This window comes from Frigoribacterium sp. CFBP 13707 (genome assembly GCF_014842245.1).
In the GTDB taxonomy this organism is placed as follows: Bacteria; Actinomycetota; Actinomycetes; order Actinomycetales; family Microbacteriaceae; genus Frigoribacterium; species Frigoribacterium endophyticum.
Map to the genome: position 1 here is coordinate 35995 of NZ_JACYVL010000008.1, position 26208 is coordinate 62202.

A 26208-nucleotide genomic window follows, 5' to 3' on the forward strand; every position below is an offset into this window, starting at 1 on the left:
CCCACCCCGTGACCCCTCTCGCCCGCCGGGGCGTGGTGCTCGGGGCCGCCGTCGCGCTCGCGACCGGCCTCGTCGCCGTGCCCACCGCCTCCCCCGCCGACCCCGCGTCCGCGGCGACCGCAGCGTCGTCCGCGACCGTCACCACCGCCACCATCCGCACGGCCTCGGCCGGCACCGTCTACCGCGGCGGCCTCTACGTCGACCCGACCGGCGCCGCCGCGACGGCGGCCTCGCAGCTGCAGGCTGCAGGCCGCGCCACGGAGGCCGCCGCGGCCCGGACGATCGCCGACCAGTCGATCGCCACCTGGCTCGGCAGCTGGTACGACGACGCCATGCTGGTCAAGGTCGTGCAGCGCACGCTCGCCGCCGCCGAGGCGAAGGGGCGCACGCCCGTCTTCGTCACGTACGAGATCCCCGGTCGCGACTGCGGCGGCTGGTCGGGCGGCGGGGCGGTCGACGACGCCGCCTACCTGCGCTGGAACCAGCTCGTCGCCGACACCCTCCGTGGCCACCGCGCCGTCGTGCTCGTCGAGCCCGACTCGCTCGGCCACCTCGGCTCCTGCCCCGAGACGACCACGACCCGGACCGCGACCCTCGCCGCCGCCGTCGCGGCCCTGGCCGACGCGGGCGTGCCCGCCTACCTCGACGGCGGCAACTCGAACTGGGTCCCGCCCACCGAGATGGCCGCCCGGCTGAAGGCGGCGGGCGTCGACCGCGCCCGGGGCTTCTTCACCAACGTCGCGAACTACTACGGCGTCGACCCGGAGCGGGCCTACGCCGACAAGGTGTCGGCGGCGCTCGGCGGCACCCACTACGTCATCGACGTGTCGCGCAACGGGCGGGGCTGGAAGGGCACCTGGTGCAACGCCCCCGGGGCGGGCCTCGGCCAGACCCCGCGCGTGACGGGCGGCACCACTGGACTCGACGCCCTGCTCTGGGTCAAGACGCCGGGAGCGAGCGACGGCCCCTGCAACGGCGGCCCGCCGGCGGGGCAGTGGTACCCGGCGTACGCGGTCGCCCTGGTCGCGAACAGGAAGTAGGAGGCGCGGGGCGCGCGGGCTCAGTCGGTCGCGGTGCCGGGGCCCTTGCCCTTGTCCTTGCCGTTGCCGTTGCCCGGCCCGGTGACGACGGTGGCGTCCACCCCGGGCACGGCGGCGCCGGCGCCGGTGGGCTTGCCGTTGCCGTTGCCGTTCCCGTTGTTGCCGGTGCCGGTGCCCTGGCCGGGCACGGTGCCCGACGGCGGCGTCGCCTGGCCCGGACCGCCCTCGTCCTCGTCGGGCTCGTTCTCGTCCTCGTCCGGCTCCTCCTCCGAGGGCGCGGGCGCCGTCGTCTCCGGTGCGGGGGCGGGCGCCACGGTCGGTTCCGTGCTCGGCTCCTCGGCGGGGGCCTCCTCGCTCGGCGCGACGCTCGGCTCCGGGCTGGTCTCGGTCGTCTCGACCGGGGCGGTCGGGTCACCGGCGGGGTCGCTCCCGCGGCCTGCCCCGAGGGCGAGGGCCACGGCGGCCAGCACGGCGAGCAGCACGACGGCGACGACCACGCCGACCAGCACGCGACGGCGGCCCGGTCGCTCGTCGTCGCCGCTGCTGCGCGCGGCCCCCGAGGAGGCGCGGGTCGACCCGAGCGGTGAGGTCGCGGCCCCGGCGGCCCCGGCCCCCGCGGCGGCCCCGGCCGATCCGGCAGGCGCGAACCGTCGCGTGGGGGCGTCGTCCGACGGCAGCGCCCGAGTCGGGGCGTCGCCGGCCCCGGCCGCGGGGTCGAGACGGGCCGTCGGGGAGTCCCCGACGGGGAAGCGGGCGGTGGGGGCGTCGCCGGCGGGCATCGCGCCGGTCGGCTGGTCGGCGCCTGCGCCGGCGCCGGCTCCTGCTCCGGTGGCCGCGGCTGCGGCGCCGGCACCCGCGGCGAGACCGGCACCCGCGGCGAGGCCGGCACCGGCGGCGAGGCCCGCCACGGCAGCGGCGCCGGCCCCGCGCCCGTCGCCGGTCGCCTCGGGGGCCGCCACCGCGCCTCCGGCACCCGCTCCCGTGGCCACGACGGGCGCGGCCGCACCGCGCGCCTCCCGCAGCACGTCGAGGGCGGTCGGGCGGGCCGCGGGGTCGCGGGCCGTCATCGCGGTGAGCAAGGCCTGCCAGTCGGCGCCGACCGACGCCGGCACGACCGGGTCGCGGCTGAGGCGCGCGCTCAGCGACTCCATCAGCGTGCCCGGGAACTCACGGCGGCCCGTGACGACCTCGAGCAGCACGAGGCCGAGGGACCAGATGTCGGAGGCCGTGCCGACCTCGCCGCCGAGGGCCTGCTCCGGGCTGAGGTAGGCGGCGGTGCCGAGCACGGAGCCCGGCGCCGTGAGGCGGGTGGCCCCGCTGAGCTGGGCGATGCCGAAGTCGGCGAGCAGCGCGCGGAACTCCTGGCCCGGGACGGGCGACGGCGCCAGCAGCACGTTGCCCGGCTTGAGGTCGCGGTGCACGATGCCGGCGGAGTGGACGACGTGGAGGGCCTCGGCGAGGTCGGCGGCCATGCGCTGCACCTCGTCGCCCGCGACGGGGCCGTCGTGCAGGCGCCGGTCGAGCGTGGGGCCGTCGACGAGCTGCATGACGAGGTAGGGGCGCTCGTCGCCGTCGACGACCGCGACGTCGGCGTCGTAGAGGGTCACGAGGGCGTGGTGCTCGAGCGAGGCGAGCAGGTCGATCTCGGAGTGCGCCCGCCGCAGGTCGTCGGCGTCGCCGCTGTTCGGCGCGAGCAGCTTCAGCGCCACCGGGCGCCGGAGAGCCGTGTCGACGGCGCGGTACACGGTGGCCATGCCCCCGCGCCCGAGGACGCCGTCGAGTCGGTAGCGGTCGCCCAGGAGGGCTCCGCTCAGGTCACGGCTGCGGTCGTCGCCCATGTCGTCCCTCCGGCAGGTCGACTCCCCACTCTAGGCGGGGCCCCGGCTCCCGCGTGCGTCCGGGCGGACCGGGTCGCAGGGTCGTCGCCCGCCTCTCGTCGACGCGGTCGGCCTCCGCGGTGCGGCACCCCCAGTGAGGGGCTGCGCCGGTCCGTTCCTGTGGCGGGCACCTAGGGCGCTCTGTCTACAATGCCTTCTGCCCGCCCATCGCACGGGCGCCGCCGGCCTCCTCGTGAGCGCCCTGGCCGAGTGCCCGCGACGACCGAGAGGACCCTGCGTGAGCGATCCCCGCGACCGACGAGACCGACGTGACCGACGTGACCGCTCCCCGAGACGCGACCGCGCGACCGGGGGCCACGGCGCGGGTCGGAGCCGCACCACGACCGGGCAGGCCACCGAGACGGCGCACCTCTCGCGGCGAGCCGCGAGGTCGGGCTCGACCGGCATCGCGCGCCACGGCCGCCTGCGCTCGGGCGGGCCGGTCGGCGGCGTCGCGAAGATCCTCGCGGGGGCGCTCGCCGTCGTGCTGGTCAGCGGGGCCTCCGTCGGCGCCATCGCCGCGTACCAGGTGAAGAGCGACCTCGGCGAGGGCGTCGCCCTGCCCGCGGCCAAGGGAGAGACCAAGGCCCCCGAGGTGCCCTCGATCGCGGCCTACGAGGGCGGCTTCAACATCCTCGTCGTCGGCACCGACAACGACGCCTCACAGGACTCCTCGGCGTTCGGGGAGCGCGACGCCACGTTGAACGACGTGAACATCCTGCTCCACGTCTCCGCCGACCACTCCAACGCGACGGCCGTGAGCATCCCGCGCGACATGGTCGTGCCCATCCCGGCCTGCGCCCGCGAGGACGGCAGCGGCTACTACTCGGCGATGGCGGCCCGGCCGATCAACGAGGCCTGGTCGTACGGCGGCCTGAGCTGCGTCGTCTCGACGGTCTCGTCGCTCACCGGCCTCGACATCCCCTTCGCGGGGATGATCTCGTTCAACGGCGTCATCGAGATGTCGAACGCCGTCGGGGGCGTGCCCGTCTGCGCCGCGACCCCGATCACCGACCGCTACACGGGGCTCAACATCCCCGCCGGCGAGACCGTGCTGTCCGGAGCGGACGCCCTGGCCTTCCTCCGCACCCGGCACGGCGTCGGCGACGGCTCCGACCTCGGCCGCATCAGCAGTCAGCAGGTGTACCTGTCGTCGTTGCTGCGCACCGTCAAGAGCGCCGACACGCTGGGCGACCCCACGAAGCTCTACTCGCTGGCCCGCGCCGCAGCGAGCAACATGACCCTCTCGGAAGGGCTCACCGACGTGACCACCATGGTCCAGATCGGCAGTGCCCTGAAGGACCTCCCGCTCGACGCCGTGAACTTCGTGCAGTACCCGGGCACGACCGACGGCAGGGGCGTCTACGCCGGCAAGGTGCAGCCGACCACCTCGGTGGCCACGCAGCTGTTCGACGCCATCCGGGCCGACGTCCCGTTCGCCATCCCCGAGGGCAGCACGGGGATCGGGTCGGAGACGACCGGGACGGCCGCTCCGGTGGACCCGGGTGCCGCGGCTCCGGCGCCCGCCGACACCGCGACTCCCTCAGCTCCCGCCGAGACGACGTCCCCCGCGGAGACGACGGCTCCCGCGGCGCCGGCGGTGCCCGCCGAGGTCATCAGCGGGCTCACGGGCCAGACGGCGGCCGACCAGACGTGCTCGGTGGGGTTCGGCAACTAGCGCTGGCCGTGGCCTGCCCCGGGAAGTCGTCCCGGCGAGTAACCAGCTCGCCGGGACGACCCGGGTCTCACGCGGCGGCCCGAACCGGCACGCATGAGGGGCCCTGCGGCGCCGGGATCAGGGGTTCGGCGCCGCAGGGGGACGGAGTCGACGTCGCTGTCGGCGGGGGTGTGCCCACCGCGGGCGTCGGGTACGCTCGCGGAGTCGGGGTGGCACGCTGACGCGCTCGGGCAGCGGGGGAGTGTCCGGCAAGGGGTGGACGAGCTCGTGCTGTCGAGCTGCCGCACCTCCGCCGTCGTCGGCGTCAGGGGTACTCTATGTGTCCGCATAATGGCGGACAAGCCGGTCGTGGCCCCCAGGAGGGGGGCTTGCGGGTGAATCGCGGGTGAGAGACCACGGCCCCGGCCGGCCGTCGAGCGGCGAGGCACGCAGTGCGGGAGGCGCGGTTCGGCAGATCGCGCTCGGCCCGCTATGATCGTCGGTGCGCGCTGTCGTCCACGACGCAGCGCTCGAGGAGCCGTCGCATAGTTCGGCCTAGTGCACCACCCTGCTAAGGTGGAGTTCCCTTTGTGGGAACCGTGGGTTCAAATCCCACCGGCTCCGCTGGAAAGCCCCGATCGACCACCTCTCGCCAGGTGCCGACCGGGGCTTTCCTTCGTTCACGGTGGTCGTGTCCAGGGTGTCCGTGTCGAGGGTGGCCGTGCTCAGGGCGTCGGCGTGGTGCTCGTCCGGCGGCGGCGGCCGACGAGCACGACCAGCGTCGCCAGCACCGCCAGGGCGACGACCAGCACCACCAGGTAGAGCGCGACTCCGCCCGCCCCGCCGACTGCCGACGGGTCGTAGAACGGGTACGGCCAGAACCCGATGACCGCTCCGCGGACGAGCGAGTACACGCTGTAGACGACCGGATAGACGAGGCAGACCGCGGCCGCCCACCAGGGCAGGCGCCGCTCGGGAGGCCACACGACCCAGTCGACCAGCACCGCCACCGGCATCAGCATGTGCACCACGACGTTGACCCACGGCACGAGGGCCCCGACGTCGAGGCCGGCCAGCAGCACGTTGAAGACGATCCCGACGAAGACCATGGCGACGACGGTGCCGGCCCGCACGACCGACCAGGCGCGGGAGTCGGGGGTGCCGCGGGCGACCCTGATCGCCCCGACCGTGAACACCACGGTCGCGAGCAGGTTGCTGAGGTTCGTGAAGTACGAGAAGAAGTTCGCGATCGAGGAGTCGTTCACGAGCGTGACCCGGAACTGCGCGGCCACCGCCGTGAGGGTGAGCGCCGCGAAGACGAGGCGGTAGACGATCGTGACGGAGCCGGGGCGCATGGGCCGACCCTAGCGCTCGACGTGCGTCCTCCCCAGGCGGACGCTTCGCGAGGTCGTCCCCGGCGCGACGGGCCCCCGACGCCCCGGTCGTGCACGGGTGCGATGCTGAGCGCATGACACGAGGACGACTGCGGGTGCTGCTCGGCGCGGCACCGGGGGTGGGCAAGACCTACACGATGCTCGAGGAGGGGCGTCGGCTGCGCGACGAGGGCAAGGACGTCGTCGTCGCGGTCGTCGAGACGCACGGCCGCGCCGCGACGGCCTCGGTGCTCGGCGACCTCGAGGTCGTCCCGCGCCGCGTCGTCGAGCACCGCGGCGTCGAGCTCGACGAGATGGACCTCGAGGGCGTGCTCGCCCGTCGGCCCCAGCTCGCGCTCGTCGACGAGCTCGCCCACACGAACGCCCCGGGCGGCACGCACGACAAGCGCTGGCGTGACGTGCAGGTGCTGCTCGACGCCGGCATCTCCGTGATCTCGACCGTCAACGTGCAGCACATCGAGTCGCTCAACGACGTCGTCGAGCAGATCACCGGCACGGTGCAGCGGGAGACCGTGCCCGACGCCGTCCTCCGGTCGGCCGACCAGCTCGAGGTGGTCGACCTCGCGCCCCAGGCGCTGCGCGACCGCCTGGCGGCGGGCGACGTCTACCCCGCCTCGCGCGTCGACGCCGCCCTCTCGAACTACTTCCGGCTCGGCAACCTCACCGCCCTCCGCGAGCTGGCGCTGCTCTGGCTCGCCGATGAGGTCGACAGCGCCCTGAAGGCCTACCGGGTCGAGCACGGCATCGACAGCCCGTGGGAGGCGCGAGAGAGGGTCGTCGTCGCGCTCACCGGCGGTGCCGAGGGCGAGACGCTCGTGCGGCGGGCGGCCCGCATCGCCGCGCGGTCGGCCGGGGGAGAGCTCATCGCCGTGCACGTCAGCAGCCAGGACGGCCTGCGGCAGGGCGTGCCGGGAGCGCTCGCGGCGCAGCGCGCCCTCGTCGAGAAGCTCGGCGGCACCTACCACCAGGTCGTCGGCGACGACGTGCCCCGGGCCCTCGTCGAGTTCGCCCGCGGCACGAACGCGTCGCAGCTGGTCATCGGCGTCAGCCGGCGGGGGCGCCTCGCGACGGCGCTCACGGGCCAGGGCATCGGCGCCACGGTCATCCGCGAGTCCGGCCAGATCGACGTGCACATCGTCAACCACGGCTCGGCGGGGCGGGGCTGGGCGCTGCCGCGCATCGGCGGTGCCCTGTCGCGCGGGCGCGTCCTCGCCGGCTTCGCCCTCACGCTGCTCGGCGGCCCGCTGCTGGCGTGGCTGCTGGTCGGGCACCGCAGCGAGGACGGCATCGCGGGCGACGTGCTGCTCTTCCAGCTGCTCGTCATCGTGGTGGCCGTCGTCGGGGGCCTCTGGCCCGCGCTCGTCGCGGCCCTGCTCTCGGGCGTGGCGCTCGACCTCCTCTTCATCGCACCCGTCTACGAACTGACGATCGCCGAGCCCCTGCACTTCCTCGCGCTGGTGCTCTACGTCGTCAACGCCGCGCTCGTCAGCTGGGTCGTCGACCAGGCGGCCCGGCGCAGCCGGGCGGCGGCGCGGGCCCTGGCCGAGACCGAGCTGCTCGCCACCGTCTCGGGCAGCGTGCTGCGCGGGCAGGACGCCGTGCAGGCGCTCGTCGAGCGCACGCGGGAGGCGCTGGGGCTGACGCGGGTGCGGGTCCTGCAGGGCGACGTCGAGCTCGCGTCCTCCGTCGCCCCGGGCGGCGGGGTCGTCGGGGCGGCTCCGCGCCCCGACCAGCGCTCTGGTCCGCCCCTCGACTCCGACTCGATCGCGACGCTGCCCGCGGGCTCGGGGGCGGCCCTCGAGCTGACCGGCGGCGGGCTCCAGGCCGCCGACCGCCGCCTCCTCGTGGTGGTCGCGGCGCAGGTCGAGGCGGCGCTCGAGCACTCCGCCCTGAGCCGCGAGGCCGGCCAGGTGGCGCCGCTCGCCGAGGTCGACCGCATGCGGAGCGCCCTGCTCGCCGCCGTGGGGCACGACCTCCGACGCCCGCTGGCCGCGGCGACGGCGTCGATCAGCGGGCTGCGCCAGGCCGACGTCGACTGGAGCGACGCCGACCGCGACGAGCTGCTCTCGACCGCGTACGAGAGCCTCGAGTCGCTCGCCACCCTCGTGACCAACCTGCTCGACGTGAGCCGCGTGCAGGCCGGCGCCCTCGCCGTCTCGACCGACGACGTCGACGTCGACGAGGTCGTGCTCGGGGCGCTCGACGAGCTCGGGCTCGGCCCCGCCGACGTCGAGCTCGCCCTGCGGGCTTCCGTGCCGCCCGTGCGGGCCGACCGCGTGCTGCTGCAGCGGGTCCTGGTCAACCTGCTCGACAACGCCCTGCGGTTCTCGCCGGAGGGGCAGCGGGTGCGCATCTCGACGAGCGGCTTCGCCGACCGGGTGGAGGTGCGGGTCGTCGACCGGGGGCCGGGCATCCCTCCCGAGCGGCGCGGCGAGATCATGACGGCGTTCCAGCGGCTCGGCGACACCGACAACGCGACCGGCCTCGGCCTCGGGCTCGCGCTCAGCAAGGGCTTCACCGAGGCGATGTCGGGCACGCTCACCCTCGACGACACCCCGGGCGGCGGTCTGACGATGGTCGTCTCGCTGCCGGACGGCGACGGCCCCGGCGATCCTGACGGGATCCCTACGCCGGTGGCCCTCGCCGCGGCTCGGGCGTCGGGTACGGTCGGCGAGGAGGAGCCGTGAAGATACTGATCGCCGACGACGACCCGCAGATCCTGCGGGCGCTCAAGGTGACCCTGGGGGCCCGGGGGTACGAGATCCACACCGCGGCCGACGGCCGCGAGGCGCTCGACGCGATCGTCGCGCACCGCCCCGACCTGGTGATGCTCGACCTCGGCATGCCCCGGCTCGACGGGGTCGAGGTGATCGCGGGCATCCGCGGCTGGTCGACCGTGCCGATCCTCGTGGTCTCGGGTCGCACCGACGCGGCCGACAAGGTCGAGGCGCTCGACGCGGGAGCCGACGACTACGTGACGAAGCCGTTCGCGATGGAGGAGCTGCTGGCGCGGCTCCGGGCGCTCACGCGGCGGCTCGCTCCCGGCGACGACGACGCCCCCGTCGTGGCCTTCGGCGACGTGCGGGTCGACCTCTCGTCGACCACCGTCACCCGGGGCGGCGAGACGGTGCGGCTCACCCCGACCGAGTGGCGCGTGCTCGAGCTGCTGCTGCAGAGCCCGGGCAAGCTCGTCACCCGCGAGACCCTGCTGACGCAGGTGTGGGGGCCGTTCCACGCGAAGGACACCGGGTACCTCCGCCTCTACTTCGCGCAGCTGCGCAAGAAGCTGGAGCCCGTGCCGGCGACTCCGCGCTACCTCGTGACCGAGCTCGGCATGGGCTACCGCTTCCTGCCCGACGAGACCCCCGCGGGGGAGGCCCGCCCCGAGTCCTAACGCGATCCTCACGCCCGCTCGGCTCCCGGCGCACCACCGGGGCTTAGCGTTGTGTGCGCGCGCCGTCCCGAGGCCGCGCGAGCGAGAGGTCCGACCGTGTCCACAGTCTCCGAGAAGTCCGGCAGGGACGCCGATGCGCTGGAACCGCAGCCGACCCCGGTGGCCGGCGCGCGCCTCCGGAACTGGCTGCTCGACGGCCTGACCGAGAACTCCGGCGCCCACCAGGGCCCGCACGCCGAGAAGGTGGAGAAGACCCACTCGTGGTGGCGCGTCATGTGCCTCACCGGCGTCGACTACTTCTCGACCCTCGGCTACCAGCCGGCCATCGCCGCCGTCGCGGCGGGCCTCCTGTCGCCGCTCGCCACGATCGTGCTCGTGGTGCTGACGCTGCTCGGCGCGCTGCCCGTCTACCGTCGCGTCGCCCGCGAGAGCCCGCGCGGCGAGGGCTCGATCGCGATGCTCGAACGCCTGCTGCCCTGGTGGGGCGGCAAGCTGTTCGTGCTCGTGCTGCTCGGCTTCGCGGCCACCGACTTCATGATCACCATCACGCTGTCGGCGGCCGACGCCACGGCGCACGCGGTCGAGAACCCCTTCACGCCCGAGTGGTTCCACGGAGCCGAGGTGCCGATCACGCTCTTCCTGGTCGCCCTCCTCGCGGCGGTCTTCCTCCGCGGGTTCAAGGAGGCGATCGGCATCGCCGTCGTGCTGGTCGGCGTCTTCCTGGTGCTGAACCTCGTCGTGATCGCCGTGTCGATCTTCCACGTGGCCGAGAACACGGTCGTGATCGGCAACTGGTGGCAGGCGCTCACGGCGCAGCACGGCAACCCGGTCGTGATGGTCGGCATCGCGCTGATCGTCTTCCCGAAGCTCGCGCTCGGGCTCTCGGGCTTCGAGACCGGCGTCGCGGTCATGCCGCAGATCACCGGCGACCCCGACGACACGGACGAGCGGCCCACCGGGCGCATCCGCGGCGCCCGGCGACTGCTGACCACGGCCGCCTTGATCATGAGCTCCTTCCTCATCCTGTCGAGCTTCGTCACGACGCTGCTGATCCCGCAGGAGGAGTTCCAGTCGGGAGGGTCGGCGAACGGCCGGGCCCTGGCGTACCTGGCGCACGAGTACCTCGGCAACGGCTTCGGCACGCTCTACGACGTCAGCACCATCTGCATCCTCTGGTTCGCCGGCGCCTCCGCCATGGCCGGGCTGCTGAACCTGGTGCCGCGCTACCTGCCCCGGTACGGCATGGCTCCGCAGTGGGCCCGGGCCGTCCGGCCGCTCGTCCTGGTCTTCACGGTGATCGCGTTCGTCATCACCATCGTGTTCGACGCGGACGTCGACGCCCAGGGCGGGGCCTACGCGACGGGCGTGCTCGTGTTGATCACCAGCGCCTCCGTCGCGGTCACGCTCTCGGCCCGTCGGGCCCGGCAGCGCAAGCGCACGATCGGCTTCGGGGCCATCGCGCTCGTCTTCGTCTACACGACGATCGTCAACGTGGTCGAGCGGCCCGACGGCGTGCGGATCGCCGCGATCTTCATCGTGGGGATCATGGCCGTCTCGCTCATCTCGCGGGTGCGTCGGTCGTTCCAGCTGCGGGCGACGTCGATCACCTTCGACGACACGGCCCTGGGGTACGTGCGGGAGGACGCCGACGAGTACGGCTCGATCCGGCTCATCGCGCACGAGCCCGGTCGCGAGGTCGCCGAGATCTACAAGAAGAAGCTGACCGCGGAGCGGCGCTACAGCGGGATCCCGCAGCGGGCGCCCGTGATCTTCGTCGAGGTGCACCCGGGCGACTCGTCGAACTTCGAGGAGGACCTCGTCGTCACCGGCCACGTCGTGCACGGCTACCGGGTGCTGCGGGTGACGAGCGGCGCGGTGCCGAACACGCTCGCCTCGGTGCTGCTGGCGATCCGGGACGAGACCGGGGTCGCGCCCGACATCTACTTCGAGTGGACCGAGGGCGGGCCGCTGTCGAACATGGGCCGGTTCCTGGTCACGGGCGCCGGCGAGGTCGCCCCGGTGACGCGCGAGGTGCTCCGCCGCGCCGAGCCGAACCGCTCCCGCCGCCCCGACGTGCACGTCAGCTAGCCCGCCGCCGCCGCCGCGCCGCCGCTCTCCGCCCCCGCCCCGCGCCTTCAGCTGGCAGAACCACCGACTGATCAAACAACCACGACAAAGCGTGGTTCTTTGATCAGTCGGTGGTTCGCGTTGCGGCTCGGCTCGGGGCCGCAGCCTCGCTCATCGCGCGCTGAAGCGCTGCTTCGCGAGCTCGGACGCGGCGGAGACCCGGCGAGGATCCAGGGGAACGCCCGCCGCGCGCAGCTTCTCAGCGAGACGGAACGGCTCGACGATGTCGCCGTAGTCGCAGTGCACGACTCGTCGGACCTCGGGGAGCGATGACAGACGGTCATCTCTGCGCTTCTCCGCCCGGACGGCTTGTCGAGTGGTCTTCCCGGCCAACATCTCTGGGTCGACGTACTTGTCGAGGCCGTCGAACTCGAGCACGACGCCGAGCAGCGCGAAGAAGAAGTCGCACCGGCCGATGAACCCGTGCTGATCGGAGAACGTCACCTGCAACTGCGGAAGCGGCGCTCCTAGCTCGTACAGGGCGATGCGCACCAGTGACTCCCCTCCGTTCTCCGCCCAGGGCGAGGCGAAGGACAAGGCGCGTCGGGCTGCTTTGCCGCTCCGGGACGATGCGGGGGGAAGATCACGGCAGAGGTCCCCGACGATCGTGTCGATGAGCGCCGGGACGTCGGCATCGCGACGATGTGCTCGGGGCATGACGAGCCGCCTGAGCACGGCGTCGACGCAGAGGACAGCATCGGCGAAGCTTCCCGTGACGCACATGTCGGCTGCCGTCCGCCGCAGCGACGTGACCCTGAGCGGACCCAACTCGACGACCTCGCTCGGCGGTACCTGGCCGGGTCGGCGGAGGATCCCCGCAGTGGTCTGGGGGGTGAGGCGGCGGGGATCGGTGACCTGGACGCGGCCGACGGCGTCGGAGACCGACGGCAGGCCGTGAGCGGCGACCGCGCTCTGATGAGAGACGACGCAGGTCGAGGCGAGTGCAGCCGTGACCGCGCGGATGCGGAGCAGGTGTCGACCTCGGGAGCCTGCGGCCTGCCATTCCACGGCCGTGACGTAGGCACCCCGCCGGATGCGGACGAGTTCGCCACTCGCGGCTCGCCTCCTGAGAACGAGCGACTCGCGCGACTGCGAACCATGCGTCGCTGACCACAGGATGGGGGAGGTCAGCCAGTCGGAGAGCTCGAGAGTCGTCATCTCGGGAGGATGAGCCCTCGGCGGCCTCGTGGCGGCGTCAAGACTGCGACCTGTGCAGGCCGACGTGGCGGCAGACGTTGGGGAGGGCGTGCTTCTCGTGGTCGTCTGAACCACCGACTGATCAAAGAACCACCGTTTTCCGTGGTTCTTTGATCAGTCGGTGGTGTTGGGGGAGGGGAGAGGGGGGAGAAGCAGGCCCGGGCGGGGAGGGGCGGGGAGGAGGGAGGCGCGGGGCGGGTCCGGCGGAACGGGGCGCGGGGCGGGTTTGAGGGGGCGGGGGGAGGGGTACGGGGGCGAGCGGACCGCTCAGCTTGGCCCGCGCCTCCCGCGCTCCTGTACATCTGAGTGATGACCGCATCTCGCTCCAAGCCCTACCCCCTCGGCGTCACGCCCCTCGACGGCGGCGGCGCCCACGTCGCCGTGTACTCCGAGACCGCCGACCACATCTGGTTCTGCCTGTTCGACGACGACGCGGCCGACGGCACCCCCGGTGCCGAGCACCGCACCGAGCTCGTCGAGCGCACCGGCCACGTGTTCCACACGGTCGTGCCGGAGGCGCGGGTCGGCAGCCGCTACGGCTTCCGTGTCGCAGGCCCCTGGGACCCTGCCGCGGGCCTCCGCCACAACGAGCACAAGCTGCTGCTCGACCCGTGGGCCACCGCCCTCGACGGCACCTTCGACTGGGGCCAGGCCGTCTTCGGCCACGACATGGACGACCCCGAGACGATGGACACCACCGACTCCGCCCCCGCCATGCCGCGCAGCGTCATCGCCGACCGCAGCTTCGACTGGGGCGACGACGAGCGCCCGCTCACGCCCCTCGAGGAGACGGTCGTCTACGAGGTGCACGTGAAGGGCTTCACGCGCCAGCACCCCGAGGTGCCGGAGGAGATCCGCGGCACGTACGCGGGCCTCGCGCACCCCGCCGCGATCAAGTACTTCACCGACCTCGGCGTCACCGCCGTCGAGCTGCTGCCGACGCACCAGTTCGTGCAGGACAGCCACCTCGAGGAGAAGGGCCTCCGCAACTACTGGGGCTACAACTCCATCGGCTTCTTCGCCCCGCACGACGAGTACGCCTCGAAGGCCGCCGGCACCCGCGGCGGCCAGGTCGCCGAGTTCAAGGCCATGGTCAAGGCCTTCCACGAGGCCGGCCTCGAGGTGTGGATGGACGTCGTCTACAACCACACCGCCGAGGGCAACCACATGGGCCCGACCCTGTCGTTCAAGGGCATCGACAACGCGGCCTTCTACCGTCTCGTCGAGGGCGAGGAGTCGGCCTACTTCGACACCACCGGCACCGGCAACAGCCTCAACGTCAGCCACCCCGCCGCGCTCGCCCTCATCATGGACAGCCTCCGCTACTGGGTGACCGAGATGCACGTCGACGGCTTCCGCTTCGACCTCGCCACCACGCTGACCCGCCAGGGCGGCGAGGCGAGCGAGCACAGCGCCTTCCTCACGCTCATCCACCAGGACCCGGTGCTGAAGAGCGTCAAGATGATCGCCGAGCCCTGGGACACCGCGGGCTACCAGGTCGGCGGCTTCCCGGCCGACTGGTCGGAGTGGAACGGCAAGTTCCGCGACGACGTCCGCGAGTTCTGGAACGGCGAGCCCGGCGTGCTGTCGACCTTCTCCGACCGCGTGCTCGGCAGCCCCGACGTCTACGAGGACTCGCGGCGCTCGCCGCTCTCCAGCGTCAACTTCGTCACGGCCCACGACGGGTTCACCCTCGCCGACCTGACGATGTACCAGGAGAAGCACAACGAGGCCAACGGCGAGGACAACCAGGACGGCGAGAGCGACAACAAGTCGTTCAACGGCGGCATCGAGGGCCCGACCGACGACGGCGCCGTCAACGCGTACCGCGACCGTCAGCGCCGTAACTTCCTGGGCACGCTGCTCGTCAGCGCGGGCGTGCCGATGATCCTCGGCGGCGACGAGATCGCGCGCAGCCAGGGCGGCAACAACAACGCCTACTGCCAGGACAGCGAGATCTCGTGGTTCGACTGGGAGCAGGCTGACCTCGAGCTGCTCGAGTTCACGCGCGAGCTGATCACGCTCCGTCGCGAGAACGCCGCGCTGCGCCCCGACTGGTTCCGCTACGCCCCCGAGGTCGAGAGCGACGACCACGTGCAGGTGCGCCGGGCCGACGACCACTCGTTCTCGAGCGGCGACTGGCAGCAGGGCGAGAACAAGGCGATCACGTTCGTGCTGACGCACAAGGACGCCGACGCCTTCGCCTTCCTCACCAACGGCTCGACGAGCGTCGTCGAGTTCCAGGTGCCCGAGGCGCCCCACGGCGAGTGGGAGCTGGCCAGCTCGAGCGACCCCGACCAGGTGGTCGAGGGCCCGGTGACCACGCTGCTCGTGCGCGACGCGAGCTTCACGCTGCTGCGGAGCCGCGCCTCCTAGGGGGCCTGCCGGAGGCGCGGGCCGGCCACCCGGGGGAGACCCCGGTGGCCGTGCCCCCGCCTCCGCTCCCGCCCCCCGCGTCGTCGGCGGGGGCACGACGAAGGGCGGGTGCCCGTCACCGTGGTCGATCGAGATCGACCCGGCGACGGGCACCCGCCCTCCGTCGTGCGGTGCGGCGGCCCGCTACGCGGTCGCGAGCTGGCGCGACGTCTCGAGCCGCAGGAAGTCCGCGTAGGTCGGCTCGGCGACCGCTGCGGGGGCAGCGTCGACGTGCACGGTCGTCGGCTCCGACGACAGGCGGCGACGCTTGGGGTAGGGGTGGATGCGGGCGGCGGGCACGCGCTCGTCGCGGAGGTAGGAGCTGTCGCTCGTGACGTCGACGCGCGACCGGACGTGGCGGACGAGCTGCTCGGCCGTGAGGCCGGCGAGCTGGCGGGCGGAGGGGTGCAGCGGGGTGGTCATGTTCATCTCATTCCTGGCGGTCCTGCGAACGCCTAGAGGGGAACTCGGGGCTGGTGACGCCGCCGTGAATCGGCGTCGAGACGAGTGTGGCACGCAGATGTCTAGAGAAACTAGTTAGCGCCATGAACGTTCGCTTCGTGGATACCGGTGTACCCCGCCAGGACACCCGGCACCCTCGCGGGGCCTCGCCGGGGCCGCACGTCGGCCTCAGGCCGGACCCTCCCCGGGCTCGTCCGTCCGCTCGCCCGCCCGCGCGTGCCCCGTGCTCCGCGCCCCTGTCAAGGCCCGGACACCGCCGAGCCGGGCGGCCTTCATGGGACGGGACCGACCACCAGGGCCCACCACGAAGGAGGTCCCCATGAGCACCTCAGCTCGGACCACCACCGCCCGTCACCGCTTCGCCGAGACCCCCGTGCAGAAGGCCTCGCTCGTCGTCGGCGTCGTCTTCCTCGTCGTGGGGCTGGCCGGGTTCATCCCCGGCCTCACGACGAACGTCGGCGAGCTGCACGGCGCCGGCCACGGCTCGGGAGCCCTGCTGCTCGGGGTCTTCCAGGTCTCGGTGCTGCACAACGTCGTGCACCTGCTCTTCGGCGTGCTCGGCGTCGCCCTGGCCCGCGCCGTGCGCAGCGCCCGCCTGTACCTGATCGTGGGCGGCGTCGTCTACGCCGTGCTCTGGATCTACGGCCTCGTCATCGACAAGGAGAGCCAGGCCAACTTCGTGCCGCTGAACTCGGCCGACGACTGGCTGCACTTCGTCCTCGCGATCGGCATGGTCGCGCTCGGCCTCCTCCTCGGCCTCCTCCTCGGCCGCCGCGCCGCACGGCGCCGCTAGTCGCGCCGCGCCTCCATGGCGTCGGCGAGGTCCTGCGAGAAGTCGCGGTCGAACGCGACGGGGACGCCGTCGAGCGACGAGATCGGCGAGATCTGCCGACCGCTCGACGCGAGCCAGAGGGCGTCGGCCGCGCGGGCGCTCTCCATCGGCAGCAGCTCGTACGCCGTCTCGTGGCCGAGGGCCTCGAGCGTCTCGAAGACCGCGGCCTGCGTCGTGCCCTCGAGGATGCCCTGGTCGGTGCTCGGCGTGACGAACCGGTCTCCGAAGCGCGCGATCAGCGACGCCGAGGGGCCCTCGAGCGCGTAGCCGTCGCTGCTGACGAAGATCACGTCGTCGGCCCCGCGGCGGGCGGCCTCGCGCAGCACGCTCTTGTTGACGGCGTACGAGAGCGTCTTGGCGCCCTGCAGCAGCCAGGGCGAGGTCTGCGCGACGTCGTGGCGGTAGCCGCGGTCGAGCGCGACCACGGCGATGCCGTCGCGGCGCTCGTGCGAGTGGTCGGGCATCGAGTCGGTGCGCACCCATGCGGTGGGCGTGCCGTCGCCGCCCTCGACGCCGCGGGTGACCACGAGCTTCTGCAGGAGGAACGGCGCGGGCGCGTGCAGCCGCGCCGAGGCCAGGCAGGCCTCGCGGACCACGTCGAGGTCGAGCTCGGGCAGGTCGAGCATCGCGGCGGACCGGGCGAGACGCCGCAGGTGCGGCTCGAGCGCCTGGATCGCGCCGTCGGCGACTCCGAGCCCCTCGAAGACGCCGTCGCCCCGCGTCACGCCGAGGTCGGCGACGTCGATGACGGGATCGTGCGCGTCGACGACGTGCCAGCCCGTCTCGCCCTCGGCCAGGGGCGGTCCCCCCGCCGTGGCCTTGTCGATCAGCACGAGGACGGGCGCGGAGGCGGGGGAGTCGGTCACGTCGTCAGCATAGGAGTCGCGGGTCGGGTCGGGCCAGGACCTCCCGGAGCCGCACGACGAGCACCTGTCCGACGGCAACCCCGACGGGTCGCTAGACAGCCTCGTTAGGCCGTCTAGCTAAAAAAGGGTGCTGATCAGCTTTTTCTGGGGTACGCAACCCCTGGTGGCTCCCAGTTCGACGCCGTACCGTGGGCTGTGCCCGCCTAGGCCGGCTCGTGGTTCCCCACAGGGTGCGGAGCTTCACACGCAGGGGCGTCTCCTGTGGGGGACCACCACGAGCCGGGGCCAGGGCCAGGGCCAGGCGGCGGTGCCGCGGCCAGCGCGACCACCAGGCCACGCCGGCCTGGCAGCGGCCTACTCGGGCTTCGGGTGCCCCGGGATCGAGTCCCCCGACAGGTTGAGCTCGGAGGGATCGACCTCGATCTCGCCCACGTCGTCCGGTCCGCCGGTGCCCGGCAGGGTCTTCACGGCGTCGGAGTCGATCTCGTCGTCGTCCATCGCCGGCGAGTCGCCCGGCTCGGTCGACTGCATCTCGCGGATCGTGCCGTCGCTGCGCGGGCTGTCGAACGTCGGGTCGTCGGTGGTCTCGGTCGCCTCGTCGAGGCCCTTGGAGTGATCGTCGTTGGTCATGCCGTGACGCTACGCCGCGGTCGCCCGTGGGCGCCCGGGTGGTGCCCAGCCAGCCGCCGCGGCCACCAGCAGCCGCCAGCCGCTGTCGACGCCGTCAGCCGCTGAGCGGGTGCGAGCCGTCGTGCGAGTCGCGGAAGGCGACCGCGCGGGCGAACTCGCGGAGCGTCGCGTCGGAGCTGTGCCGCGGCGCCCAGCCGAGCACGCGGCGCGCACGGTCGGTCGACATGACCGGGATCTTCGCCGCGATGTCGAGCCAGCCCGGCTCCGTGGGCTGCAGGCGCAGCAGCCACGTGATCGACACGAGGGCCCGCATCGCCCGGTACGGCACGGGCAGCAGGCGCGTGCCGAAGGCCTCGGCGACGTGCTCCGGGGTGACCACCGGCTCCGCGGCCAGGTTGAACGCGCCTCCGGCCTGCCTGTCGATCGCTCGCCAGAACCCGTCGGCGACGTCGTCGGCGTGGACGACCTGCGACACGAAGCGCGGGGCGACGGGCAGGAACGGGAGGCGGTGGCGCTGCATCCAGCGCGTGGGCACCCAGCGGCCGAGGAAGAGGCCGACGATCTCGCTCGCGGCGGCCGGCTGGAAGACCAGGCCGGGGCGCATGCGGGTGAGGGTCACCTCGGGGTGCTCGCGCTCGAAGTCGTCGAACGCACGCTCGTTGGCGGCCTTCTGCCGGGAGTAGCTCGAGCGGCGCACGCCCTTCGTGCGGTAGGTCTCGTCGACGCGACGGCGCTTGGGGCCGCGGCTGTAGGCGCCGACCGACGAGGCCGCGAGCACGTGCGGCACGCCGGCGCGCACCGCCGCGGCGAGGACGTGGGAGGTGCCGGTCACGTTGGTGCGCCACATGCCGTCACGGTCGTGGCTGGGCTGCAGGGCCCACCCCAGGTGGACGACGGCGTCGGCGCCCTCGAAGGCGTGCGCGAGCTGCGCCACCGCGACGTCGTCGCCGACGTCGATCGAGAACCAGGCGACGCCCCCGTAGGGCGGCGAGGCGGTGCGGGGCGCCCGGCGGGCGACGCCCGCGAGCTCGGTCACCTCGGGCTCGGCCTGGAGCCGGGTCAGCAGGGCGGTGCCCAGGTTGCCCGTGGCTCCGACGACGACCACGCGCATGCGGGCTCTCTTCCTGCTCGGGGCGGGGGCGACGACGGCCCCCGGGTGCTGCGTCGAGCGTACGCCGGGGCGCCTGGGCGCGGCGCGGGCGGGGGTGCGCCGCCGCGCGGGCCGGCGCACGGGTGCTCAGCGCGGCGGAGCGGCCGGGCCGGCCTCCGCGGCGATGCGGCGCACCGCCTCCTCGTCGAGCACGAAGACCTCCTCGCCGTCGCCGCGAGCGTGCGCCCGCACCACGGTCGAGCGCACCGGGCCCTCGGCGAGCACGTCGACGACGAGGAAGGCCGAGCCCCGCACCGCCCGCTCGGTCCCGTGGGGCGCCGCGACGTCGGTCTCGTTCGTCACGCCCGGCGCCACGAGCACGGGCACCCCGGCCAGCGAGCCGACGACGTGGTGGTGGTAGTGCCCGGCCAGGACGACGCGGACGTCCGTTCCCTCGATCACCGCGCCCAGCGCCTCCGGGGCCTGCAGCGCCAGCGACTCGTGCAGCGTCGTCGGTGCGGGCACGGGCGGGTGGTGCAGCACGAGCACCGTGCCGCGCTCGGCCGGCGTCGCCAGCAGCTCGCCGAGCCAGTCGAGCTGCTCGGGGCGGAGCGAGCCCCAGCCCGCCCGCGGCACCGAGCTGTCGAGCGTCACCACGCGCCACCCGTCGAGGTCGGTCACCCCGTCGATCGGCACCTCGACGGAGTCGGGCGCCGGCCCGCCGTGCCCGTCGCCGAGCACGGCGCCGAAGCCCTCGCGCACGTCGTGGTTGCCCGGGGCCAGCACGACCGCGGCGTCACGACGGCCCGCCCACGTCTCGAGGCGCCCGCGCAGCAGGGCGTAGGAGTCGCGGGTGCCGTCGTCCGACAGGTCGCCCGAGCCCACGAGCAGCCGCACCCCCTCGACCCGGTCGGCCTCGGCGAGGACGCGGTCGAGCGCCGCGGTCGTGTCGACGACCCCCTGGTGCAGGCTGCCGTCGCCGGAGAGGTGGGTGTCGCTGAGGTGGACGAGGCGGAGCGCTCCCGCGGGCAGGGCGTACATGGGGGGAGCGTACTGCCGGGGGCGTGCTGCGGGCGGGGCGTGCGTGCTGCGCGCGCTACGGGGCGTGGCTAGGAGCTGAGCTCGTCGACAGGGCAGAGCCGCGCGTCGAGCAGGCGGCCGAGGCGGTCGAACATGCCGGTGACGCTCGCCCACTGGTCGGGGGTCGGCGCGGTCGGCTCGACCCAGAGGCCGTAGAAGCGGCGGCCGAGCGAGAGGGACTCGAGCAGGATCGTGCCGGTGAAGTCGGTCAGCACGGTGCCGTCGCGTTTGAGGTCGGCGGCGAGCACGAGGTCGCCGGCGTCGGTGCGGAAGCCGTTCGCGGCCAGGGTACGGGCCGTCCTCGCCGCGGAGAGCCGGGGCAGGTGCGCGCGACGGGCGAGCGCCCCCGCCCGGGTGCGGTCGCCGTCGAGGGCCGCGGCGCCGTCGAGCCGGGCGCGCACGTGCGCGAACACGAGCGCGGGCTCGTGCACGGGGCGGGCGGCACGGTCGTCGGGGAACATGCGCCCAGCGTGGCAGCACAGCGGGCTCCCGGGCGACGCCCAGTTCGGGGAGCCCCGGGACGGGGGAGGCGCGGGTCGGGCCGCGGTCGAGCCGCGGTCGGGTGGCCGCCGACGCGGCAGGATGGTCGCCATGGACGACGCCACCCGCTGCCCCTGCCTGAGCGGCGAGACCTTCGGGGCCTGCTGCGGGCCACTGCTCCGCGGCGAGCGGCCCGCCCCGACCGCCGAGCGCCTCATGCGCAGCCGCTTCACCGCGTTCGCCCTGCACGACGAGGCGTGGCTGCTCGCGACCTGGCACCCCTCGACCCGGCCGGGCGACCTCGAGCTCGACCCCGGCACCCGGTGGTACCGGCTCGACGTGCTCGGCACCCGCGCCGGGGGCCCGTTCGACGACGACGGCGTGGTCGAGTTCGCGGCGCACCACCGCTCGGCCGACGGCGCCGGGGTGCTGCACGAGGTCAGCCGGTTCGTCCGTGAGCAGGTGCCGGGCGACGTGGGCGGCCCGGACGGCCGCCGCTGGCTGTACGTCGACGGCGACGTCGGGTGACGCTGGCCCCGCGCTGACGTCGGGTCGTCAGGCCCGGTGCGGTGTCGCGTCCGGCCCGGCGCGGGGCCGACGACGCGCCGTCCGTCAGCGCTGCGGCGCGCCGCCCTCGACGTGGCCGGCGCTCGCCGCGGCGGCGTGGCCGAGCGCGGTGGCGACGTCGACGAAGGCCGAGTGCGCCTTGGAGGCGCCGATCGCGCCGCCCTTGACGGCGGCCGTCCCGAGGTCGCGCGAGATGCGGGCGACGAGCCGGCCCTGGTCGTCGACGAAGTAGGCGAGCCAGAGCGTGACGTGGAACCCCTTGCCGGCCAGCCCGCCGAACAGCAGCGTCGTGGCGAGGTTGCCGCGGACGGCCTTGGTCGTGCCGTTCGGCATCGCCTCGAGGGCGAAGCCCTGGGCCTGGACCGTCGAGTCGATCAGGTGCCTGGCCGCGTCGTGCGGCCCGCTGAAGAAGTAGTCGTAGCTGCTCTCGGCCATCGTGGTCCCCCGGTCCGGCTGGCGCGACGCCCGCGCCGGGCGTCGTCGGGCTCACTGTAGCGGCAGGCGCAGCTCCCGCTCGAGGGCGGTCGGGTCGAGGGGGTAGGGCGAGGTCGCGCCGGTCGGGGCGAAGCCTCGGCGACGGTAGAACGCGATCGCCCGGTCGTTGGCCTCGTGCACCTGGAGGAACAACGCGTCGCCGTGCCCCCTCGCCCACTCGACGACGCCGTCGAGCAGCGCGTCGGCCACCCCGGCGGCGGCGCCCCGCGACGTCGGCGTGACGTAGACGCCGACGAGCACGGGGTGCCCGGGCTCGGGCAGGTACCCGCCCATGGTGCCGAGCCAGCGGCCGTCGGCCTCGTCGACCGCGGCCAGGAAGACCCCGGTCGCCGAGGTGCCCCGCGCCGCCCGCAGCCGCCAGGCCTGCTCGTCGAGGGGCTGTGCGGCGGCCAGCGTCTCGCCGAACGCCCGCGGGGTGTCGGCGAGCATCTCGAGCCGGAGGTCGCGCACCTCCCGCCAGTCGTCCGCCGTCGTGGGCCGCACGGTGACGCCGCCCCGCGGCCCGGACGGGGTGCCCGGCGCGGCTGCCGAGGCGACCGGGTGCCCCCGCAGCGGCTGCGGCGCCGGCTGCCGACGCTGCCCGTCTCGGCAGGGCGTGAGGATGGTGGCGCGACGTCCCCGCGCATCCGGCTCGGTCGCGTGCCCCAGCACCTGCAGCCGACCCGGGGCCTGCGCCCGCAGCGACGCCGTCCACGCGCAGAGCAGGGCGTCGAGCAGGTCCTCGCGGTGCTTGTAGGCCCGGTCGACGAGCGGCGACGGCTCGTCGAGCAGGAGGCGCGACACCGGGTGCGAGCGCAGCTGCAGCGCCGGGGCGGCGGCCGAGAGCGTGCCCAGCCGACGCAGAAGGTCGTCGCAGACCGCTGCTCGGGCCTCGCGCCGCGCCTCCGGCGGGAGCGTCGTGTCGGGCCGCTTGTAGCGCGGCCGGCGCTCGTCGTAGCCGAGCTCGGCCGCCCCCACGAGGGTCGTGTAGGGGTAGCACTCGAAGTAGCTGGTTCGGCCCTCGGGCACGGGCTGCACGCCGTCGTCGAGCACGAGGCCGGCGCGCTCGAGGCGCTCGCCGAGGTCGCGACCGCCGAGCCAGGGCAGGGAGGCGCTGCTCGCGTTCGCCGCCACGTGCCACCGGCCGTACGACCGCGAGACCTCGCGCTCGCTCGCGCGCATGCCGGTCGCGTTCGGCACGAGGACCGGCGCGTCGATCGCGACCACCGAGCCGGGGGTCGCCCAGCGCAGCACCCACTCCTCGACGGCGTCGACGCCGCGCGCCCAGCCCGCGTCGAGCACGGTGCCGTCGGCCGCGACGACGGCGAGGCCGGTCTCGTTCGCGGGCCGCCCCGGCGTCGAGTCGCGCCAGGCGAGGTCGACCCCGAGGTAGCGCGGGGCGGCCGCGGCGGGCCCGGCGGCTCCGGCGGGCCCGGCGGGGGAGTCGGCGGAGGCACGGGTCACCCCGGTCACGCTAGTCGCGTCGTCGGCCGGTCACCCCGGCGCTCGGGCCTGCCTCCCGGCCCAGCGGCCGGTCCGGAGGTCGCGGGGCGCGCCTCCCGCCGGTCCGAGCAGCGCTCCGTCACGGGTCGGCACGCGCGGGCGGGCTGGAGGAGGCACGATGAGGCCATGACCGACACGAGCGACCTCCGCCGCTGGCGCCGCTACCTCGCCGACGAGCGCGCCGAGGAGGCCACGTACCGCGACCTCGCCCGTCGCCGCACCGGAGAGGAGCGCGCCATCCTCGTCGCCCTCGCCGACGCCGAGGCGCGGCACGCGCAGCACTGGCTCGACCTGCTCGGCGACGACGTCGGGCGGCCGGTGCGCACCGACCTCCGCACCCGCGTGCTCGGCCTGCTGGCCCGCCGCTTCGGCTCGATCTTCGTGCTGGCCCTCGTGCAGAGCGCCGAGGCACGGTCGCCGTACGCGACCGACGCCGACGCGACCGACGCGATGGCGGCCGACGAGCGCATCCACGGCGAGGTCGTGCGGGGGCTCGCGGAGCGCGGGCGCAACCGCCTCTCGGGATCGTTCCGGGCCGCGGTCTTCGGGGCGAACGACGGGCTCGTGAGCAACCTCGCGCTCGTGCTCGGCATCAGCGCCTCGGGGGTGCCGAACCGGGTCGTGCTCGCCACCGGCCTCGCGGGCCTGCTCGCCGGGGCCCTGTCGATGGGGGCCGGCGAGTACGTCTCGGTGCGGTCGCAGCGCGAGCTGCTCGACGCGTCGACCCCCGACGCGGCGGCGCGGAGCGTGCTGCCCGACCTCGACGTCGACGCGAACGAGCTCGCGCTGGTCTACCGGGCGCGGGGCATGTCGCCGGCCGACGCGGAGGCGCGGGCGCGCGACGTGCTGCGCGCCGTCACGCCCGTGACGTCGCCGTTCCGGCTGCCGGGCGAGGCCGTCGCGACGACCCGCCGGGCCGAGCCGACGGGTGACGGGGCCGACACGGCCGACGCCCTGCCCGGCGACGCTGTCGAGGCGGGCGGTGCCGAGGGCGCAGGAGGCGCCTCCCGCGCCCCCGAGGCAGCCGCAGCCCCAGCCCCGGTCGAGCACGAGACCCTCGGCACCGCCCTCGGCGCGGCCGGCTCGAGCTTCTGCTTCTTCGCGTCGGGGGCGGTGATCGCCGTGCTGCCGTACCTGTTCGGGCTGCAGGGGCTGGTCGCCGTCGTCGTCGCCGCCGTGCTCGTCGGGCTCGCGCTGCTCGGCACGGGCGCCGTGGTGGGGCTGCTCTCCGGGGCGAGCCCGCTCCGGCGCGCGCTGCGCCAGCTCGCGATCGGCTACGGGGCGGCCGGGGCGACGTACCTCCTCGGGCTGCTGCTCGGCACCGGGGGGCTCTGAGCGGGACCGCGCCGCGCCGCGCCGTCTCTGTCCGAGCCGGGCCCGGGAGGCACCCCGTCCTCGCTCGCGGACCCTGCCGCGGCGGGGTTCGCCGGCGAGGACGGGGTGCCTGTCGCTCGGCCGGCGCCGAGACCGCCCTCGGCGGCCGCGCGGGCGGCCCCGCTATGCTCGCCCGACCACGAGCCGGCGCGGGGGAGCACATGGCAGGGACCGACCACGACGAGCACGACGACACCGTCGACCCCGTCGACGCCGACCACGCCGTCGAGCACGACGACCCCGTCGACCCCGACCACGCCGTCGAGCACGACGACCCCAATCACGCCGTCGACCCCGTCGACCCCGACGGCGACGACCGCGACCCGGCCGCGAGTGGTGCCGCTCGCGGCCGCGGCGTCGCCCGGCACGGACGGCTGCGCCGTCGCGGCCCGTGGCGCGGGCTCGCCGCCGGCGTGGGCCTGGTCGCGGCGGTCGCCGTGGCGGGTGCGACGTCCCTCGCAGCCGTCGCCACCTGGCAGGTGCTCGACGGGGCGCCTCCGCCCGTCAGCCTCGCCGCTCCCGGAGCGACCTCGTCGCCGCCGCCCGCCCTCACCGCGCAGTCGGGCGAGGTGACGCTGCTGCTCGTCGGGTCGGACACCCGTGAGGGGCAGGGGGTCGCCTACGAGGACGCCGCGAACCAGGCGGCGAGCGTGGGCGTGGGCAAGAACGACTCGACCGTGCTCGTGCGCATCAACGCCGACCACACGGCGATGGCCGTCGTCAGCTTCCCGCGCGACCTGCTGCTGCCGATCCCGGCCTGCACGAACGACGAGGGCGGCGTCACCCCGGCGAGCTCGCGGGCGATGCTCAACACGGCGCTCGAGCGCGGCGGACGCGAGCACGGCCTCGCCTGCGTGGCCGCCACCATCGGGCAGCTGACCGGGCTGCAGGTCGACTACGCGGGCTCGGTCGAGTTCGACGGCGTCGTCGCCATGGCCGACGCCGTCGGCGGGGTCGAGGTGTGCCTGGCGACCCCGCTGCGCGACGACGACGTCGACCCGGCGCTCGACCTCCCGGCCGGCACGCGGGTGCTGACGGGCAGCGAGGCGGGCTCCTTCCTGCGCTCGCGACACGGCGTCGGCGACGAGAGCGACCTGGCCCGCGTCAGCAACCAGCAGACCTTCCTGTCGGCGCTCGCCCGGCAGACGGTGTCGGCGGGCACGCTGACCGACCCCGCCGCGGTGCTCCGCCTCGCGACCGTCGCGTTCGACTCGATGACCCTCAGCGACACCCTCGCCGACCCCGCCACCCTGGCGCGGATGGCCCTGGCGATCGACACCGTCGGCCTCGACCAGATGGTCTTCGTCACCTACCCGGTCGTCGACGACCCCAGCGACCCGAACCGGGTCGTCGAGGCCACCGAGCCCGCGGCAGTGCTCAAGGCCGCCCTCCAGGCCGGCCAGCCGATCGAGCTCGCGGAGGACAGCCTCGGGCGGTCGGCCGTGCTCGACCCCGCGGCGCCCGCGGTGCCCGCACCGCCCGCCGCGGAGCAGCCGGGCGTCCCCGTCGGGTCGACCGACCCGGCCGACCCCACGGCCACGGCCCCGGCCACGGCGGCGCCCGCGCCGCTGCCGGCCGCCGAGCTGCCCTCCTCCGTCTCGGGCCAGAGCGCCGACCAGGTCACCTGCGCCGCGAAGGGCTGACCGGAGCGGCGCCTCGGCGCGTGACGGGGCCCGGGCCTGGCCGATCGGCGGTGCAGCCTGCGCAGATCGGACGCCGCCCCTTCCGATGTTTGCGCAAACACCGTAC

The 26208-nt window shown here is 74.6% G+C and carries 21 protein-coding genes and 1 tRNA gene; 11 read left to right on the forward strand and 11 right to left on the reverse strand.

Annotated elements, in window-relative coordinates:
• Positions 1 to 8: 8 nt before the first annotated feature.
• Entirely contained in the window at positions 9 to 1040 is a 1032-nt protein-coding gene (locus IFT45_RS12945; protein ID WP_192128607.1) for a glycoside hydrolase family 6 protein, read from the forward strand.
• A gap of 20 nt (positions 1041 to 1060) precedes the next feature.
• Here the strand turns inward: IFT45_RS12945 and IFT45_RS12950 are convergent, their stop codons facing one another.
• Complete coding sequence (locus IFT45_RS12950; protein WP_244638001.1) at positions 1061 to 2878, reverse strand: serine/threonine-protein kinase; 1818 nt, start codon at positions 2876 to 2878, stop codon at positions 1061 to 1063.
• Positions 2879 to 3155: 277 nt separating this feature from the next.
• On the opposite strand from IFT45_RS12950, the gene IFT45_RS12955 reads away from it, so the two are divergent.
• Both IFT45_RS12955 and IFT45_RS12960 read left to right on the forward strand, forming a co-directional pair.
• Positions 3156 to 4595 (forward strand): LCP family protein, encoded by a 1440-nt coding sequence (locus tag IFT45_RS12955; RefSeq protein ID WP_371811007.1) that lies wholly within the window; start codon positions 3156 to 3158, stop codon positions 4593 to 4595.
• Positions 4596 to 5108: 513 nt separating this feature from the next.
• A tRNA-Ser gene (locus tag IFT45_RS12960) sits at positions 5109 to 5198 on the forward strand.
• A 101-nt stretch (positions 5199 to 5299) separates the two neighbouring features.
• Here IFT45_RS12960 and IFT45_RS12965 read toward each other — a convergent pair.
• Positions 5300 to 5929 (reverse strand): Pr6Pr family membrane protein, encoded by a 630-nt coding sequence (locus IFT45_RS12965; protein ID WP_192128609.1) that lies wholly within the window; start codon positions 5927 to 5929, stop codon positions 5300 to 5302.
• Positions 5930 to 6042: 113 nt separating this feature from the next.
• Here IFT45_RS12965 and IFT45_RS12970 point away from each other — a divergent pair, with 113 nt between their 5' ends.
• From IFT45_RS12970 to IFT45_RS12980, 3 genes are all read left to right on the forward strand, one after another.
• Positions 6043 to 8655, forward strand: coding sequence for an ATP-binding protein (locus tag IFT45_RS12970; protein WP_192128611.1), 2613 nt, complete (start codon positions 6043 to 6045; stop codon positions 8653 to 8655).
• Positions 8652 to 9362, forward strand: a complete 711-nt coding sequence (locus IFT45_RS12975) for a response regulator (protein ID WP_192128613.1) — start codon at positions 8652 to 8654, stop codon at positions 9360 to 9362. Before IFT45_RS12970 ends, IFT45_RS12975 begins: the two co-directional genes overlap by 4 nt.
• Positions 9363 to 9635: 273 nt before the next feature.
• The gene (locus IFT45_RS12980) at positions 9636 to 11450 is read left to right on the forward strand and encodes an amino acid transporter (protein WP_244638004.1); all 1815 of its coding nucleotides are present in this window, start codon (positions 9636 to 9638) and stop codon (positions 11448 to 11450) included.
• A gap of 150 nt (positions 11451 to 11600) precedes the next feature.
• On the opposite strand, the gene IFT45_RS12985 is transcribed toward IFT45_RS12980, so the two are convergent.
• Positions 11601 to 12647: a hypothetical protein gene (locus IFT45_RS12985; RefSeq protein ID WP_192128615.1), complete on the reverse strand. Its 1047-nt coding sequence runs from the start codon at positions 12645 to 12647 to the stop codon at positions 11601 to 11603.
• A 348-nt stretch (positions 12648 to 12995) separates the two neighbouring features.
• Between IFT45_RS12985 and glgX the strand changes: the two genes are divergently transcribed.
• Positions 12996 to 15062, forward strand: coding sequence for a glycogen debranching protein GlgX (gene glgX, locus IFT45_RS12990; protein ID WP_185231254.1), 2067 nt, complete (start codon positions 12996 to 12998; stop codon positions 15060 to 15062).
• Between the two features lie 183 nt (positions 15063 to 15245).
• Here the strand turns inward: glgX and IFT45_RS12995 are convergent, their stop codons facing one another.
• Positions 15246 to 15524, reverse strand: a complete 279-nt coding sequence (locus tag IFT45_RS12995) for a hypothetical protein (RefSeq protein WP_192128617.1) — start codon at positions 15522 to 15524, stop codon at positions 15246 to 15248.
• A gap of 358 nt (positions 15525 to 15882) precedes the next feature.
• Here IFT45_RS12995 and IFT45_RS13000 point away from each other — a divergent pair, with 358 nt between their 5' ends.
• The gene (locus IFT45_RS13000) at positions 15883 to 16356 is read left to right on the forward strand and encodes a DUF4383 domain-containing protein (RefSeq protein ID WP_192128619.1); all 474 of its coding nucleotides are present in this window, start codon (positions 15883 to 15885) and stop codon (positions 16354 to 16356) included.
• On the opposite strand, the gene IFT45_RS13005 is transcribed toward IFT45_RS13000, so the two are convergent.
• The 5 genes from IFT45_RS13005 to IFT45_RS13025 form a co-directional block, all read right to left on the reverse strand.
• Positions 16353 to 17261 (reverse strand): aminodeoxychorismate lyase, encoded by a 909-nt coding sequence (locus IFT45_RS13005; RefSeq protein ID WP_371811008.1) that lies wholly within the window; start codon positions 17259 to 17261, stop codon positions 16353 to 16355. The two genes, IFT45_RS13000 and IFT45_RS13005, sit on opposite strands and share 4 nt — an antisense overlap.
• A gap of 354 nt (positions 17262 to 17615) precedes the next feature.
• On the reverse strand, positions 17616 to 17891 hold the full coding sequence (locus IFT45_RS13010) for a hypothetical protein (RefSeq protein WP_167257815.1): 276 nt from the start codon (positions 17889 to 17891) through the stop codon (positions 17616 to 17618).
• Between the two features lie 94 nt (positions 17892 to 17985).
• Positions 17986 to 19002 carry an NAD-dependent epimerase/dehydratase family protein gene (locus IFT45_RS13015; RefSeq protein ID WP_192128621.1) on the reverse strand — a complete coding sequence of 339 codons (1017 nt, stop codon included), beginning with the start codon at positions 19000 to 19002 and terminating at the stop codon, positions 17986 to 17988.
• Between the two features lie 126 nt (positions 19003 to 19128).
• A complete protein-coding gene (locus tag IFT45_RS13020) occupies positions 19129 to 20022 on the reverse strand; it encodes a metallophosphoesterase (RefSeq protein WP_192128623.1) in 894 nt (297 codons plus the stop codon).
• Between the two features lie 68 nt (positions 20023 to 20090).
• Positions 20091 to 20522: a hypothetical protein gene (locus IFT45_RS13025; RefSeq protein ID WP_056052120.1), complete on the reverse strand. Its 432-nt coding sequence runs from the start codon at positions 20520 to 20522 to the stop codon at positions 20091 to 20093.
• 130 nt (positions 20523 to 20652) lie between these two features.
• On the opposite strand from IFT45_RS13025, the gene IFT45_RS13030 reads away from it, so the two are divergent.
• The gene (locus IFT45_RS13030; protein ID WP_056052123.1) at positions 20653 to 21069 is read left to right on the forward strand and encodes a YchJ family protein; all 417 of its coding nucleotides are present in this window, start codon (positions 20653 to 20655) and stop codon (positions 21067 to 21069) included.
• Between the two features lie 84 nt (positions 21070 to 21153).
• Here IFT45_RS13030 and IFT45_RS13035 read toward each other — a convergent pair whose 3' ends face one another.
• Together IFT45_RS13035 and IFT45_RS17900 are read right to left on the reverse strand one after the other, a co-directional pair.
• Positions 21154 to 21543 carry a hypothetical protein gene (locus IFT45_RS13035; protein ID WP_192046625.1) on the reverse strand — a complete coding sequence of 130 codons (390 nt, stop codon included), beginning with the start codon at positions 21541 to 21543 and terminating at the stop codon, positions 21154 to 21156.
• A gap of 51 nt (positions 21544 to 21594) precedes the next feature.
• Entirely contained in the window at positions 21595 to 23046 is a 1452-nt protein-coding gene (locus IFT45_RS17900) for a GNAT family N-acetyltransferase (protein ID WP_192128625.1), read from the reverse strand.
• A gap of 165 nt (positions 23047 to 23211) precedes the next feature.
• Between IFT45_RS17900 and IFT45_RS13045 the strand changes: the two genes are divergently transcribed.
• Together IFT45_RS13045 and IFT45_RS13050 are read left to right on the forward strand one after the other, a co-directional pair.
• The gene (locus IFT45_RS13045; RefSeq protein WP_192128627.1) at positions 23212 to 24420 is read left to right on the forward strand and encodes a VIT1/CCC1 family protein; all 1209 of its coding nucleotides are present in this window, start codon (positions 23212 to 23214) and stop codon (positions 24418 to 24420) included.
• A 200-nt stretch (positions 24421 to 24620) separates the two neighbouring features.
• Positions 24621 to 26102 (forward strand): LCP family protein, encoded by a 1482-nt coding sequence (locus IFT45_RS13050; protein WP_192128629.1) that lies wholly within the window; start codon positions 24621 to 24623, stop codon positions 26100 to 26102.
• Positions 26103 to 26208 lie beyond the last annotated feature (106 nt).

Bases quoted from the DNA above. Each gene is read 5' to 3' on its own strand.
- IFT45_RS13015 (WP_192128621.1), bottom strand. From the start codon at position 19,002: ATGCGCGTGGTCGTCGTCGGAGCCACGGGCAACCTGGGCACCGCCCTG.
- IFT45_RS12950 (WP_244638001.1), bottom strand. From the start codon at position 2,878: ATGGGCGACGACCGCAGCCGTGACCTGAGCGGAGCCCTCCTGGGCGAC.
- IFT45_RS13045 (WP_192128627.1), top strand. From the start codon at position 23,212: ATGACCGACACGAGCGACCTCCGCCGCTGGCGCCGCTACCTCGCCGAC.
- IFT45_RS12985 (WP_192128615.1), bottom strand. From the start codon at position 12,647: ATGACGACTCTCGAGCTCTCCGACTGGCTGACCTCCCCCATCCTGTGG.
- IFT45_RS13050 (WP_192128629.1), top strand. From the start codon at position 24,621: ATGGCAGGGACCGACCACGACGAGCACGACGACACCGTCGACCCCGTC.
- IFT45_RS12980 (WP_244638004.1), top strand. From the start codon at position 9,636: ATGTGCCTCACCGGCGTCGACTACTTCTCGACCCTCGGCTACCAGCCG.
- IFT45_RS12995 (WP_192128617.1), bottom strand. From the start codon at position 15,524: ATGACCACCCCGCTGCACCCCTCCGCCCGCCAGCTCGCCGGCCTCACG.
- IFT45_RS13000 (WP_192128619.1), top strand. From the start codon at position 15,883: ATGAGCACCTCAGCTCGGACCACCACCGCCCGTCACCGCTTCGCCGAG.
- IFT45_RS13030 (WP_056052123.1), top strand. From the start codon at position 20,653: ATGGACGACGCCACCCGCTGCCCCTGCCTGAGCGGCGAGACCTTCGGG.
- IFT45_RS13010 (WP_167257815.1), bottom strand. From the start codon at position 17,891: ATGACCAACGACGATCACTCCAAGGGCCTCGACGAGGCGACCGAGACC.
- glgX (WP_185231254.1), top strand. From the start codon at position 12,996: ATGACCGCATCTCGCTCCAAGCCCTACCCCCTCGGCGTCACGCCCCTC.
- IFT45_RS12965 (WP_192128609.1), bottom strand. From the start codon at position 5,929: ATGCGCCCCGGCTCCGTCACGATCGTCTACCGCCTCGTCTTCGCGGCG.
- IFT45_RS13025 (WP_056052120.1), bottom strand. From the start codon at position 20,522: ATGTTCCCCGACGACCGTGCCGCCCGCCCCGTGCACGAGCCCGCGCTC.
- IFT45_RS13020 (WP_192128623.1), bottom strand. From the start codon at position 20,022: ATGTACGCCCTGCCCGCGGGAGCGCTCCGCCTCGTCCACCTCAGCGAC.
- IFT45_RS12970 (WP_192128611.1), top strand. From the start codon at position 6,043: ATGACACGAGGACGACTGCGGGTGCTGCTCGGCGCGGCACCGGGGGTG.
- IFT45_RS13035 (WP_192046625.1), bottom strand. From the start codon at position 21,543: ATGGCCGAGAGCAGCTACGACTACTTCTTCAGCGGGCCGCACGACGCG.